Raw genomic sequence first — 14,623 nt, 5'->3', positions numbered from 1 at the left:
TAAATTCTTTTATTTTGTCGTTTAATTTTAATTCCATCTCAATTCACCATTAAAAAATACAAAAACCACATTCCAATCATTGTCCAACCTATCGTTGCAAGCCCTGTAAATCCTATTACTATCGCCTGTAATACAGGATTCATTTTATAAAAATCCCATGTGTATCTTCTTCTTTTTTTCATTGTTTGTTCCTTTCTATATCTAGTTCATTTTTATTGCAATTCTTCTTCTAGAAAAGCAATACGATTTATTGAATAAATCAAACTGTAACCAGCTTTCCACAAATAACTTCCCATTAATTCGATATTTTGTAATATAATGTTTTATCATTCCTATTCCAACCTTTCTTTTCTAAACTCTTCAAATTCTTTCCTGCTATATAGAACCGTCTTTTTATCCTCTTGATACCTTTTAAGTCCTTCTTCTTCAAATTGAATTAATTTAGAATGACTTATTCGATATTCTTTTCTTAACTCTTTTTGTGTTAATAAATCTTTCATTTCTAACTTCTTTCGATAGTTGGCAAATAATCATTAGCCTTTAATTTTTCATATAAAAACAGTCTTCCTTTCTGTGCCCATTTAGTTGTCATTGTAGTTTTTGTAATTCCTTTGCTATCTGTAAATTCAAATGTTTCTGATGAAGTGTATCCCTTATCTTGATATTGACTATATAAAAGCCATTGTCCATTCATTTTGTACTGAATTTTTAAGATGTTTAGGATCTTGTTGAATTGTGTTGCACTCATTCCATAATCTTTAGCTATTTGAGTAGTATTTACTAATGATTTAGATTTTAGTATCTTATCTGTATAATCAGCTTTAGGTTTTAATTCTGCTATTTGTTGTGATTGCATAGCGTTTGTAGTTTCTAATTGCTTTACTTTGTCTTGTTCTTCTTTAAGGTTAGTTAGTAATCCTATTAGATAATCAGGATTAGTTATTGTTCTTTGCAGAACTTCTTCTGTCATATAAGCTCCGTGTTTTCTTATACTTGGTAAAACTTCGCTTGTAACCCATCTTTTGAATTGTTTTGCTTTTGGTAACTTGCTAGATAATATTAAGCTGTATAAGCCTGACTCGTTTATGATTATTGTTTCTCTTGATTGTTTACCATCTGACATCATAAGTTTTGTTCTATCCTCTTCGTCAACGTGCCTATTAATATCTCGACTACCGTTTTGGTACTTCAGGATTTTTGTAATTTCTTGTCCTACAAACCAAGGTTCATCATTCTTTACTATTGTTCTGATTTCTCCAAAATCTTTATTATTGAATATTTGTAATTCGTTCATATTGTCTCCTTTTTGTTTCCTTTTGGTAGTTGTTAATTCAAATGATTTTATTTCAATTGAATTTAATTCATGTAATAAGGTAAAAAAAATCATATTTTAATTTCTTCTATCCCTACACCAAAATATTTACTAATTTTTATCGCATTAGAAAGTTTTATAATCCCTGGATTATTTTCCCAATTATTATATGTAGCTGTTGTCACACGCAAGTCTTCAGCCACTTCTTCTTGAGTTTTATTTTTTCTTGCTCTAAGTTCTTTTAATGTATATTTCAACGCATTAACCCCCTTTCTAAATAAATCTTAATATTAAATCTATAATATTTAACCCTATTAAGATATATAATAATATCCTTATTGTCTTTTCATCTTTTTTCATATATAATTACAAGTGATATAGTTAAGGCTTAAAGCCCTAACTTATCTAGTATTTTTAAGATGATATCCAATACTTTTTCAATTATCAATAGTATTCCAAGTACTATAGCTAATTTAGTTGGATTATCATCTTTTTTTTGTTTCTTTCTTAAATACTTTCTCACTTGTTTACCCCCTTTCTTTATCTTATGTATATATTATATACATGAATTAAATTCATGTCAAGTCTTTTTTATATTTTTTTTATAAATTACTTGAAAATTAATCAAGTTATTGATAATATATAGTTAATAAAATATAAATTATTTATAATTGTTAAAGGAGGTTATTAAATGAATTATTTTGCAAAGAATGTTAGATATTTAAGAAAAAAATTCAATATGGGTCAAGATGAATTAGCTGATAAATTAGGGTATAAATCCTATACTACCATTCAAAAATGGGAAAGCTCACATAGTGAACCTACTTTATCTACTTTACATAAAATAGCTGATATATTTAATATTAGCATTAATAGTCTTGTAGATGTTAATTTGGAGAATGAAGGTAATAAAGAAGATTTAGATAACTCTATCCCAAGCCATTTTACTACTCCTGAACAAGCTATGCACTTCTTGTTACATCAACAAGTAGTAATGGGATTTAATGGCTTGGATATTAGTAAACTTTCAGAAGATGATCAGATTTCTTATGCTAATGAAGTTTTAAATATGATGAAATTAGTTTCTTTAAAATACAAGGATAAAAAATGAAATGGATAGACGATATTATGTTAGGATTAATCGAAACTATAGGAAGTAATGATATTTACGAAATATTAGACTATCTAAATATATATCACTTCTCTGTAGATAAAGATAATGAACTTCTACAAGGTAATCAAGCTATATATAATAGAATCGGTCAATTTGAATGTGTATATTATAGTAATGATATTAAAAACAAAGAATACGTATTAGCTCATGAATTAGGTCACGCTATATTACACATAGAAGAGTCTCAAATGTTCTATAATCCCTTATTAAATAAAGGTAAAATGGAACGTGAAGCTGATTACTTCGCTACCAAACTATTGTACTCAAGTTTAGAAATAGAAGACGGGATAGAAACAACTGGACAACTGGCAAGCTTGCTAGGGATTAAAGAAGATAATGTTAAATATATTATTGAAAATAGGAGGAATAATGTCGAAAGTAATTGAATTAATATAGTATATATCTAATGGAGGACATAATGCAAAATATTAGAGGTGTTTTTTCATCAAATTTAAAAAGACTGTTAAAAGAAAAAAATATAACACAATTAGAATTAGCTGATTATATAGGGGTTTCCGATGCTTCTGTAAATAACTGGGCAAATGGAAAAAAAATGCCCCGAATGGATAAGGTTGATAAAATATGTAAATATTTAAAAATTAAACGTTCGGACTTAATTGAAGATAAATCTGATTTGTCAAATATACCAGGAGTTATCCCATTAGAGAAAATAAGAAAAATTCCAATACTAGGTACAATCTCTTGTGGCGAGCCAATATTTGCTGATGAGAACTATGAAGGTTACTTTATAGCAGACTCTAGCATTAAAGCCTCTTTTGCTCTAAGAGCTAAAGGCGCCTCAATGATTGAAGCAAATATCAATGATGGTGATCTAGTTCTTTTAAGGAAAGACTTTGAATTTATAAATGGTAACATATATGCTGTTCTTATAGATGATGAAGCCACTCTAAAAAGAGTATATAAAACTGGTAATACATACACTCTAAATCCTGCAAATGTCAATTATCAACCTATTGTATTGACTGATAATGAAGAAGCTATGATATTGGGAGAAATGGTTGGAGTTTATCAAGTGAGGAGTAAATAGGGAGTAATCAATTTTTATTTTAAATTAAATTAATTTTAAAAACGAGATTCACACGAGATTTACACGAGATTTACACGAGATTCACAAGAGATTTACACGAGATTTACACGAGATTCACAAGAGATTTACACGAGATTTACACGAGATTTACACGAGATTTACACGAGATTCACAAGAGATTTACACGAGATTTACACGAGATTCACAAGAGATTTACACGAGATTCACACGAGATTTACACGAGATTCACACGAGATTTACACGAGATTTACACGAGTTTAAAAAATGAAAAATTAGATTTGGAGAATTAAATGGAAATAACAAAAAAAATTCATCTTAAAACATTAAAAGAAGGAAAAAATGTAGAATTTAAGAAAACATCGGATACCTTTCCTAAAGATGCTCTTGAAACATATTCAGCTTTCGCAAATAGTGACGGAGGATTAATAATTTTAGGCGTTGAAGAAACAAATAATGATATTAATGTAACTGGAGTTTCAAATACTTCAAAAGTAATAAAGGAAATGTTCGATAATCTTCAAAATAGCAATAAAGTAAGTAAAAATTTATTAAGTGACGATGATATTATTATCCAGGACATTGATGGTAAAAATATAATAATTATGAGAGTCCCTTCTGCAAAATATACTGACAAGCCTATTCACTTAAATAATAATAAATATAAATCATACTTTAGACTTGATTCAGGCGATTATCCTTGCTCAAAAGAATTAGTAGATGAGATGATTCGAGATTCTGTTCGAGAATCTTTTGATAGTAAACAAATAAAAAATTTTACAATTGACGATTTAGATAAAGCTACAATCAAAAAATATAGAACATACTTTTCAAACATTAAGCCTGATCATACTTTTAATTCTTATGATGACTTAGAATTTCTAATTAGAATAGGTGCTATGGTTCCAGATAGATCATCTTCAGGAGCATTAATTCCAACTATTGCTGGACTATTAGTTTTTGGTAAATATTCATCTATTACTGAAAAACTTCCTCATTATCATATAGAATTTATTGATAAAATTGATGTAGGTGTTGACTATGATAGATGGAGAGACAGAGTAGTGTATGATGGCACTTGGGGAGAAGGAAATTTATATAATTTTTTCTTTTTAGTAATAAATAAATTATACAGCACCTTAAAATCAAGCTTTGAGCTTGATTCCAACTCAATAACAAGAAAAGAAGATAGTCCCATGAGACAAGCCATAAGAGAAGCGTTTGTAAATTCAATAATCCATAATGATTTTCAAAGTTCAACAGGTATAATCATTACAAGATATGAGGATAGATTTGAATTCTTAAATGGTGGTTCTTTAAGAATTACTAAAAAGCAATATTTTGCAAAAGAATTTTCTGAACCTAGAAATCATACTGTTCAACGTATATTTTCATTTATAAATTTATGTGAGAGAGCAGGAACTGGGGTTCCTAAAATATTAACAGCTGTAAGAAAATATAATTTATTTTTTCCAGATTTAGAAACTCAACCTGGAAGAGTTTTATTAACTATATATGATACATCTATAATAGAAAATGCTAATGATTTAAATAATCAAGAAAAAGAAGTATTAAGTTATATTATAAATAATATAACAGTAAAAAGACTTGATATAGATGAATATTTTAATATAGATAAGCCTACATCTCTTTTAATTTTAAATTCATTAATACAAAAAAATTACATTGAATCATTTGGAAAATCATCAGCAACCAGATATAAGTTGAAAAATAATAATCCCTATGGATTAGAAATAGATTTAATTAAAACTCTTGATTCATTAAAAAATATAATAAAAAAATCAATTTAATTAGAAAATCAATAAAAAAAAGCCCTACCACTCTCACCTGGTAAGGGATTATATAAAGAGTATATTGCTATACCCTATCCACAATAGAATTATAGCATATACTCCTCTTAACATACAAGAAAGGAGTATTTTTTATGAATATTAAAAGCTATATTGATAAAAATGGAAAAAAGAAATATAAGTTTAATGCGTATTTAGGGATAAATCCATTAACAGGTAAAGAAAAAAGAACAAATCGAAGAGGATTTACTTCTGAAAGACAAGCAAAGATAGAATATGCTAAATTAATAAACGGACTTGAAGAAGTAAAATCACGTCATTATACAATTCAATCAGTATATGATGAGTGGATTGAAATTTATAGAAACACTGTAAAAGAATCTACATTTAAAAGAACATTAGACATTTTTAGACTTCATATATTAAATGAATTTGGAGAAGTTTTTGTAGATAAAATTAACGTAAAAATGGTGCAAAGTTGGGTAAATGAGAAGTCAAAACAAATAACGAAGTATAAAGAGTACTGCGGGTATTTAAAAAAGCTAATAAATTATGCTATCTCAAGAAACTACGCAAAAGAAAATCCTTGCAATTATATTATTTTTCCGACAAAAGAGGTAAAAATGAAAAAGAAAATCGATTATATCTGGACTGTAAATGAATTAATGCAATTTCTTGAATATGTAAAAATCGAAATATCTTTAATGTGGTATGCTTTTTTCAGACTTCTTGCATTTTCTGGAATGCGTAGAGGTGAAATTCTAGCGTTAGAATGGAGAGATTTAGATTTTACTCACAATATGCTTACAATTTCAAAGTCGAGGAAATATACCGTTGATGGTGAAGTTACAGGTAGCACTAAGACAAGCAAGTCTCGAGAAATATCAATAGATAAAACCACTATGTCAATACTACATGACTGGAAAAAAGAGCAATTCAGATTAATTGGTAGATGTGAATTAATGTTTTCCAAGTTTGATAAAACTCATATAGGCTTAAACTATCCTATCAAAGTTTTGGATAGTATAACTAAAAAATATAACATGAATAAAATTGACATTCATAGGTTCAGGCATATGCATACTACAGGGCTAATGCAAGCAAACCAAAGCGAGGGTTCGTTACCCGCCATAATGGATAGATTAGGTCATTCTGATATAACTACGACACTTAACATATATAATCATGTCATGGAGAAAGACAAAATAAATATATTGGATAACTTAATTGAGAATTTAAAATAAGACTCGTAACTTTGTCGTAACTTTAATTTAACACACTTAAAAAGGATAGCTAAAATTAGCTATCCTCTTCTTATTTGGTTGCGGGAATAGGATTTGAACCTATGACCTTCGGGTTATGAGCCCGACGAGCTACCAAACTGCTCCATCCCGCGATATTAACTTAATTAAATAGATGGTGCCGAGGATCGGAATCGAACCGATACGGAGTTTAACCTCCGCAGGATTTTAAGTCCTGTGCGTCTACCTATTCCGCCACCCCGGCATATTGGCTCCCAGGGTGGGTTTCGAACCCACAACCTATCGGTTAACAGCCGATTGCTCTGCCGTTGAGCTACCTAGGAACATTCTATTTAAATTTGATGATATCTCGGTCACAAGGACCGAGATCACCAATATATTTGGCGACTACCTACTCTCCCAGGACGTCTCCATCCAAGTACCATCAGCGTTAAAGGACTTAACTTCTGTGTTCGAGATGGGAACAGGTGTATCCCCTTTGCTATTGTCACCATATATTTTTTTTGAACTCTTTTTTAATAGTAAGAAATATTTCTGGTCAAACTTTCGAGTTATTAGTATCGATTAGCTACATACATTACTGTACTTCCACCTTCGACCTATCAACCTCATTTTCTACAAGGACTCTTTTAGAAATCTAATCTTGAGGGGGGCTTCGTACTTAGATGCCTTCAGCACTTATCCCTTCCAGACTTAGCTACTCAGCCGTGCCATTGGCATGACAACTGATACACCAGCGGTCTGTCCATCCCGGTCCTCTCGTACTAAGGACAGCTCCTCTCAAATTTCTTACGCCCACGCTGGATAGGGACCGAACTGTCTCGCGACGTTCTGAACCCAGCTCGCGTGCCTCTTTAATGGGCGAACAGCCCAACCCTTGGGACCTACTCCAGCCCCAGGATGAGACGAGCCGACATCGAGGTGCCAAACCTCCCCGTCGATGTGAACTCTTGGGGGAGATAAGCCTGTTATCCCCGGGGTAGCTTTTATCCGTTGAGCGATGGCCCTTCCACTCGGTACCACCGGATCACTAAGTCCTACTTTCGTATCTGCTCCACTTGTAGGTGTCGCAGTCAAGCTCGCTTTTGCCTTTGCACTCTTTAAATGGTTTCCGTCCATTCTGAGCGAACCTTTGAACGCCTCCGTTACTGTTTAGGAGGCGACCGCCCCAGTCAAACTGCCCAACTGACAGTGTCCCAGTGCTAGATTCATAGCACCTGGTTAGAACCTTAAAGCTTAAAGTGTGGTATTCCAACGGCGACTCCTCATCAGCTGGCGCCAATGATTCTTGTCTCCCACATATCCTCTACATTAAGCCTCAAAATCCAATATCAATCTACAGTAAAGCTCCACGGGGTCTTTCCGTCCTAGCGTGGGTAAGTTGCATCTTCACAACTAATACAATTTCACCGGATCCATTGTTGAGACAGTGCCCAAATCGTTACACCTTTCGTGCGGGTCGGAACTTACCCGACAAGGAATTTCGCTACCTTAGGACCGTTATAGTTACGGCTGCTGTTTACTGGGGCTTAAGTTCTAGCCTTCGCTTGCGCTAAGCCTTCCCCTTAACCTTCCAGCACCGGGCAGGTGTCAGCACCTATACTTCGTCTTGCGACTTAGCAGATACTTGTGTTTTTGGTAAACAGTCGCTTGGCGAATTCACTGCGGCCCTCTTTTGAGGGCACCCCTTCTCCCGAAGTTACGGGGTCATTTTGCCGAGTTCCTTAACAATGGTTCTTCCGCGCGTCTTAGAATTCTCTTCCTACCTACCTGTGTCGGTTTGCGGTACGGGTACTTTTAATCTCGATAGTGTCTTTTCTCGGCAGCTTGGTGTCAGTTACTTCTCTACTTATTTTTCGATTCCCATCACGTTTCATCGTTACCCGGGGGATTTGCCTCCCAGGCTAACTTTACGCTTAGACGCACATTTCCATTCGTGCGCTTAACCTAACCTTCTGCGTCAACACATCTCTCAAGCGATTACTAGTAGTACAGGAATTTCAACCTGTTGTCCATCGCCTACGCCTTTCGGCCTTAGCTTAGGTCCCGACTTACCCTGGGAGGACGAGCCTTGCCCAGGAAACCTTAGGTTTTTGACGGGTGAGATTCTCACTCACCTTCTCGCTACTCATGCCAGCATTCTCTCGTGTACTCTCCACCTAATCTTACGATTCAGCTTCAACGTGTACACGATGCTCCTCTACCAATCTAGAGACGAGAAGTAAATTTTCTAAGTTTACTCTGTTTTTTAATCCATCTTTTCTTGAAATTGTTTCTTTTATACTTCATTTTGTTTTCTTTCAAATTGATTTTTCTTCAATCTGGAGATAACTTGATGTCTGACGTATGAAATTTTTATAATTTCGTCTTTTTCATTTGATTATTTTTGAATTAATATTTCTGATTAAACTTAAATCACTTACTTCTTGTCTCTAAATTCCGTAGCTTCGGTATCATGTTTAGCCCCGTTTATCTTCGGCGCAATCCCACTTGACTAGTGAGCTATTACGCACTCTTTAAATGAGTGGCTGCTTCTAAGCCAACATCCTAGTTGTCTAAGTAGGATCACATCCTTTACCACTTAACATGATTTGGGGACCTTAGCTGACGGTCTGGGCTGTTTCCCTTTCGAGCGTGAAGCTTATCCCTCACGTTCTGACTGCTGATTATAACTATTGGGAATTCGGAGTTTGATAGATCTTGGTAACGTCATACGCCCCGCGACCATTCAGTGCTCTACCTCCCATAGTCTAAAATCAACGCTAGCCCTAAAGCTATTTCGAGGAGAACCAGCTATCTCTGGGTTCGATTGGCTTTTCACCCCTAACCACAAGTCATCCGATACGTTTTAAACCGTACCCGGTTGGCCTTCCATTGAATTTTACTTCAACTTCACCCTGCTCATGGCTAGATTACCCAGTTTCGGGTCTATGGCAACAGACTATTCGCGCTTTTCACACTTGGTTTCCCTACGGCTCCTTAACTTAATTAATTAACCTCGCCAATTACCATAACTCGCTTGCCCGTTCTACAAAAAGTACGTAGTCACAGGTCCTGCCTGCTTCCACTGATTGTAAGCACAAGGTTTCAGATTCTATTTCACTCCCCTCCCGGGGTTCTTTTCACCTTTCCCTCACGGTACTCTTCACTATCGGTCACATGGTAGTATTTAGCCTTAGAGGGTGGTCCCTCTATATTCCCGCCGAATTACACGTGTTCGACGGTACTCTTTCTAGCTAGCTTAATCTATCTTTCGTATACAGGACCTTTACCTTCTTTGGTTAAGCTTTCCAGCTTATTCTACTAGATATCATAAACACGTTGCTAAGTTGGGCTCTTTCCATTTCGCTCGCCGCTACTTTGAAAATCGAGTTTTCTTTCTCTTCCTCCGGGTACTTAGATGTTTCAGTTCTCCGGGTTTTCCTCCAGTAAGCTATGTATTCACTTAAAGGTACATGATTCTTCATCATGTGGGTTTCCCCATTCGGACACCTACGGATTGACTCTTTTTGCAGATCCCCGTAGCTTTCGTTTGCTAACGTCCTTCTTCGGCTCCATGTGCCAAGGCATTCACCTTGCGCTCTTTTCTGTTTGACCAGAAATATTTCTTACTATTTAATTTTTAAGGTTCAATTGGTGGAGGTAAGGAGATTCGAACTCCTGGCCTTCTGCGTGCAAGGCAGACGCTCTCCCATCTGAGCTATACCCCCATAAAGAAAATCTGATATAAATATCAGATTAATATTAAATTAACTAAACAATAACGCCAACACTTGACTGAGTCGTAATTTCTCTTTTTTTGTTAATGAATACTTGTTTCTCCATTAACTTTTCCTTAGAAAGGAGGTGATCCAGCCGCACCTTCCGATACGGCTACCTTGTTACGACTTCACCCCAGTTATTGACCCTACCTTCGGCGTCTGCCTCCTAAAAGGTTAGCTCGACGACTTCGGGTATTGCCAACTCCCATGGTGTGACGGGCGGTGTGTACAAGACCCGGGAACGCATTCACCGTGGCGTTCTGATCCACGATTACTAGCAACTCCGACTTCATGCAGGCGAGTTGCAGCCTGCAATCCGAACTGAGATTTGTTTTATGTGATTCGCTTGCTCTCACGAGTTAGCTGCACTTTGTTCAGACCATTGTAGCACGTGTGTAGCCCAAGACATATAGGGCATGATGATTTGACGTCATCCCCACCTTCCTCCGGTTTATCACCGGCAGTCTCTCTAGAGTCCTCGACATTACTCGCTAGTAACTAAAGACAAGGGTTGCGCTCGTTACGGGACTTAACCCAACATCTCACGACACGAGCTGACGACAACCATGCACCACCTGTATACATGTCCCCGAAGGGAAAAGCTTATCTCTAAACTCGTCATGTATATGTCAAGCCTTGGTAAGGTTCTTCGCGTTGCTTCGAATTAAACCACATGCTCCGCTGCTTGTGCGGGTCCCCGTCAATTCCTTTGAGTTTCATACTTGCGTACGTACTCCCCAGGCGGAGTGCTTAATGCGTTAGCTGCGTCACCGAGGTTTGACCCCCGACAACTAGCACTCATCGTTTACTGCGTGGACTACCAGGGTATCTAATCCTGTTTGCTCCCCACGCCTTCGTACCTCAGCGTCAGTTAGATTCCAGAAAGTCGCCTTCGCCACAGGTGTTCCTCCATATATCTACGCATTTCACCGCTACACATGGAATTCCACTTTCCCCTCATCTACTCAAGTTTACCAGTATCTAAACCTTACAATGGTTGAGCCACTGCCTTTTAATTCAGACTTAGTAAACCGCCTACGTACCCTTTACGCCCAATAATTCCGGACAACGCTTGCCCCATACGTATTACCGCGGCTGCTGGCACGTATTTAGCCAGGGCTTGCTTCTTGGTTACAGTCATTATCTTCACCAAGGACAGAACTTTACAACCCGAAGGCCTTCATCATTCACGCGGCGTCGCTGCATCAGGGTTTCCCCCATTGTGCAAAATTCCCCACTGCTGCCTCCCGTAGGAGTCTGGACCGTGTCTCAGTTCCAGTGTGGCCGTTCAACCTCTCAATCCGGCTACTGATCGTCGCCATGGTACGCCATTACCCTACCATCTAGCTAATCAGACGCGAGACCATCTATTACCGAAAAAACTTTAACATCTAAATCATGCGATTAAAATGTATCATAAGGTATTAATCCCGGTTTCCCGAGGCTATCCCTTTGTAATAGGCAGGTTTCTCACGTGTTACTCACCCGTTCGCTACTTTCCATTTAATCTTTCATCCGAAGAATCAATCATAAATTTCTCGTTCAACTTGCATGTGTTAAGCACGCCGCCAGCGTTCGTCCTGAGCCAGGATCAAACTCTCAAAATAAAGTTTGATCTAGCTTATATAATTATTTTTGAAATTATCAACTCAAAAGTTATTGACGTTATTTATTTGTTTAGGTTCTTTATATACACTTCTTCTTAGTCAGAAGAGTGTTATTTAATGTTATCATCTTTTAAGTGCTTTGTCAAATATTTATTTTTAAAGCCTTTTTTGAGACAACTATTAAAGTATAATAAGAATAAAATCTTTTGTCAAGTTTTTTTTCTTATTTTTTATTGTCGTAAATTGTTTTTTTCGACAACTTTTATATAATATCAACTATACAAATTATTGTCAAGTTTTTTTTGATATTATTTTTTACCGTTTTTTCAACGGTTTCTGTATCTTATCAATTTTATTTTATTTTGTCAAGATTTTTATCTCAAAAAAATAATACGTAATTCAGTTTCTAAATTACGTATTATTTTATTTCTTTTGCTAATTTTTTTATCTTATTAATTTTATAGGCTAAATTCGATTTAGATATAGGTGGACTAAATTTTTCTCCTATTTGCTTTAGAGAGTATTCAGGATATTCCTTTCTATATTTAGCTAATTCTATATATTCTTTTGGTAGTTTATTATTTTTTTCCAGTATATTTATCGCTTCTATTTGTTCGAGTGAAGATTTTACAGTCCTGCTTATATTTGCCATTTCAAAATTTAGTCTTCTATTAATATTATTGCTTATATCTTTTTTTACTTTTATATTTTCTAGACTTAACATAGAATTTGTAGCTCCTATAACGTGTAAAAATTCGCCTATAGCTTCTGAATTCTTAAAATATATTATTTTTTTTTCTTTTCTTTCTTTATATAAAGATTCTATATTTAAATAGTTTAAGATATTTCTTGTTATTTCATCCTCTTCTTTGTTGGTTAGTATAAGTTCAAGGTTGTAACTTTTTTGAGGATCAACCACTGTTCCGGCACCCATAAAGATACCTCTTAAGAATGCTGATGCTCCCCTTTCTTTAAGACTGATTGCTCTTAAATACACTACATTTGTACTAGTTTTGTATCCACCAAATATGTCAAAACCTGATTCCGCCATCATTTTTTCTACAATATGCTCATCCTCTACGCTAAGACTGTATAAACCATCCTTCATTATATTATTATTTTCCAATCTACTTATGGTGCATTCATAATCATATAAATAGTCTATTAATTTGTATATCCTTTTTACTACATATTCACTTTCTGTAAAAAAATTTATATTAATAAAAGCATTTCTTATAGAAATGCTAGCATTAACCTTAAGTATGGATGAAAGTTCTAATAACGCTTCAAGTTTTGATCCTATTTTTTTCTTTGAAAGTTCTTTTTTAATCTCGTTTGAAAATGACATCTTGATTTTTTATTTCCTCGTAAAATTTCATTGCGTTTATTACCATTTGTTTTTCTGAATTGTGTTTTAATATTTCTAAAGCTCTGTCATATTCTACAAATTCAGCTAACGAAAACCCTTCTTCACGCTGAGGTTTTAGTTCTCCACCAGAATAACTCATTAAATAATAGTCAACTCTTTTAGATATTTTTTCACTTTTATAAAAATAATAATATCTTGCATAACCTACTTTTTTTATAACCTCTGCATTAATCCCCGTTTCTTCACTTACTTCTCTAATCGCAGTAAGAGCTGTGGTTTCGTCCGTTTCTATTTTTCCTTTAGGAAGAACCCAATCACCATAAAATTTTTTCAATAGTAATATTTTATAGTCATTAATTACTACGCCTCCAGCACTATGCTCCTTCATAAACCACCTCCTTTTCTGCATCATTACCATTTCTTTTCTTCTCTATGAAAAACCCTTGAATTATACTTATTTCTTAAAATCTTATTTATTTCTTCTGAAATTACTACCGATTTATGTTGCCCACCACTACAACCAACACCGATAACAAGGTTATTTTTGCCCACTTTCTTAAATTTGGGAATAACAAATTCTAATAAGTCTACAGATTTAGATATAAATTCTTTAGTGTATTCTAATCCCATCACATAATCTATAACCTCTTTATCTAACCCGGTCTTCGATCTTAAATTTTTTATATAAAAAGGATTTTTAATAAATCTAACGTCAAAAATATAATCTGCTTCTATTAATTGACCATATTTAAATCCAAAACTCATAATTCTTATATCTTCAATACTTGAAACTTCAAGTATTTCGAGTAATTTAGATTGTAAATATCCTATATTTCTATTTGTGGTATCTATATATTCATCTGCTATTTTTTTTATTTTACTTAATTCATTTCTTTCTCTATAGATAGCCTCTTCTAGTGGAATACCTCCATATATATGAGGTCGTCTTTTTTCTTGAAACCTTCTAATTAACTCATTATCACTGGCATCAATAAAGATAATTTTTACCAAATAATTTTTACTTCTTAAATCTTCAACTATATTTTCTAGATCTTCTAATAATCTCCCCAATCTTATATCTATTACAAATGCTATTTTTTCTTTTTCTATATTATTTTTTTTAGCATAATCAATGTATTGTGTTATAAGTTTAGGAGGTATATTGTCAATACTGTAATAACCATTATCTTGACAAATATTTATAGCTGAAGTTTTTCCCGCACCACTCATACCTGTTATTATTACAATATCTTTAGTCATT

13 protein-coding genes, 4 tRNA genes and 3 rRNA genes are annotated in these 14,623 nt (G+C 34.3%); 5 read left to right on the top strand and 15 right to left on the bottom strand.

Translation table 11 applies throughout. The features are described 5' to 3' along the window. Window positions 1-38: 38 nt before the first annotated feature. From AC4KN9_RS00830 to AC4KN9_RS00810, 5 genes are all read right to left on the bottom strand, one after another. Window positions 39-182 (bottom strand): hypothetical protein, encoded by a 144-nt coding sequence (locus AC4KN9_RS00830; protein ID WP_491016787.1) that lies wholly within the window; start codon window positions 180-182, stop codon window positions 39-41. 150 nt (window positions 183-332) lie between these two features. After that, the gene (locus tag AC4KN9_RS00825) at window positions 333-500 is read right to left on the bottom strand and encodes a hypothetical protein (protein WP_491016786.1); all 168 of its coding nucleotides are present in this window, start codon (window positions 498-500) and stop codon (window positions 333-335) included. A 2-nt stretch (window positions 501-502) separates the two neighbouring features. Then, window positions 503-1,294 carry a phage antirepressor gene (locus tag AC4KN9_RS00820; RefSeq protein ID WP_491016785.1) on the bottom strand — a complete coding sequence of 264 codons (792 nt, stop codon included), beginning with the start codon at window positions 1,292-1,294 and terminating at the stop codon, window positions 503-505. Between the two features lie 89 nt (window positions 1,295-1,383). Further along, window positions 1,384-1,569 carry a helix-turn-helix transcriptional regulator gene (locus tag AC4KN9_RS00815; RefSeq protein WP_491016784.1) on the bottom strand — a complete coding sequence of 62 codons (186 nt, stop codon included), beginning with the start codon at window positions 1,567-1,569 and terminating at the stop codon, window positions 1,384-1,386. A 131-nt stretch (window positions 1,570-1,700) separates the two neighbouring features. After that, window positions 1,701-1,835, bottom strand: coding sequence for a hypothetical protein (locus tag AC4KN9_RS00810; RefSeq protein ID WP_491016783.1), 135 nt, complete (start codon window positions 1,833-1,835; stop codon window positions 1,701-1,703). 168 nt (window positions 1,836-2,003) lie between these two features. On the opposite strand from AC4KN9_RS00810, the gene AC4KN9_RS00805 reads away from it, so the two are divergent. From AC4KN9_RS00805 to AC4KN9_RS00785, 5 genes are all read left to right on the top strand, one after another. Beyond that, complete coding sequence (locus AC4KN9_RS00805; RefSeq protein ID WP_491016782.1) at window positions 2,004-2,423, top strand: helix-turn-helix domain-containing protein; 420 nt, start codon at window positions 2,004-2,006, stop codon at window positions 2,421-2,423. Continuing rightward, window positions 2,420-2,872, top strand: a complete 453-nt coding sequence (locus tag AC4KN9_RS00800) for an ImmA/IrrE family metallo-endopeptidase (protein ID WP_491016781.1) — start codon at window positions 2,420-2,422, stop codon at window positions 2,870-2,872. Before AC4KN9_RS00805 ends, AC4KN9_RS00800 begins: the two co-directional genes overlap by 4 nt. 32 nt (window positions 2,873-2,904) lie before the next feature. Continuing rightward, window positions 2,905-3,534, top strand: a complete 630-nt coding sequence (locus tag AC4KN9_RS00795; RefSeq protein WP_491016780.1) for a LexA family protein — start codon at window positions 2,905-2,907, stop codon at window positions 3,532-3,534. Between the two features lie 311 nt (window positions 3,535-3,845). After that, the gene (locus tag AC4KN9_RS00790; protein ID WP_491016779.1) at window positions 3,846-5,363 is read left to right on the top strand and encodes an RNA/DNA-binding domain-containing protein; all 1,518 of its coding nucleotides are present in this window, start codon (window positions 3,846-3,848) and stop codon (window positions 5,361-5,363) included. A gap of 134 nt (window positions 5,364-5,497) precedes the next feature. Next, a complete protein-coding gene (locus tag AC4KN9_RS00785; protein WP_491016778.1) occupies window positions 5,498-6,607 on the top strand; it encodes a tyrosine-type recombinase/integrase in 1,110 nt (369 codons plus the stop codon). A 75-nt stretch (window positions 6,608-6,682) separates the two neighbouring features. On the opposite strand, the gene AC4KN9_RS00780 is transcribed toward AC4KN9_RS00785, so the two are convergent. From AC4KN9_RS00780 to rapZ, 10 genes are all read right to left on the bottom strand, one after another. Next, a tRNA-Met gene (locus AC4KN9_RS00780) sits at window positions 6,683-6,759 on the bottom strand. A 21-nt stretch (window positions 6,760-6,780) separates the two neighbouring features. Next, window positions 6,781-6,869 (bottom strand) — tRNA-Leu (locus AC4KN9_RS00775). A 4-nt stretch (window positions 6,870-6,873) separates the two neighbouring features. Then, window positions 6,874-6,948: transfer RNA gene (locus AC4KN9_RS00770), tRNA-Asn, on the bottom strand. A gap of 55 nt (window positions 6,949-7,003) precedes the next feature. Next, a 5S ribosomal RNA gene (gene rrf / locus AC4KN9_RS00765) occupies window positions 7,004-7,120 on the bottom strand. A gap of 39 nt (window positions 7,121-7,159) precedes the next feature. Beyond that, window positions 7,160-10,222 (bottom strand): 23S ribosomal RNA (locus AC4KN9_RS00760). Between the two features lie 37 nt (window positions 10,223-10,259). After that, window positions 10,260-10,335, bottom strand: a tRNA-Ala gene (locus tag AC4KN9_RS00755). Between the two features lie 129 nt (window positions 10,336-10,464). After that, window positions 10,465-11,993: ribosomal RNA gene (locus tag AC4KN9_RS00750) — 16S ribosomal RNA — on the bottom strand. Together the 16S, 23S and 5S rRNA genes with 4 tRNA genes alongside form the textbook arrangement of a ribosomal RNA operon. Before the next feature lie 418 nt (window positions 11,994-12,411). Then, a complete protein-coding gene (gene whiA / locus AC4KN9_RS00745) occupies window positions 12,412-13,341 on the bottom strand; it encodes a DNA-binding protein WhiA (RefSeq protein ID WP_491016777.1) in 930 nt (309 codons plus the stop codon). Further along, window positions 13,319-13,750 (bottom strand): NUDIX hydrolase, encoded by a 432-nt coding sequence (locus AC4KN9_RS00740; protein WP_491016776.1) that lies wholly within the window; start codon window positions 13,748-13,750, stop codon window positions 13,319-13,321. The genes whiA and AC4KN9_RS00740 overlap by 23 nt, the downstream gene beginning before the upstream one ends. 23 nt (window positions 13,751-13,773) lie before the next feature. After that, a complete protein-coding gene (gene rapZ, locus AC4KN9_RS00735) occupies window positions 13,774-14,622 on the bottom strand; it encodes an RNase adapter RapZ (protein WP_491016775.1) in 849 nt (282 codons plus the stop codon). Window position 14,623: the final 1 nt, after the last annotated feature.

This window comes from Helcococcus sp. SA-HE-C1 (genome assembly GCF_985670335.1).
The sequence above is the reverse complement of the archived record's forward strand: the minus strand, read 5'-3'. Positions and strand labels throughout refer to the sequence as shown.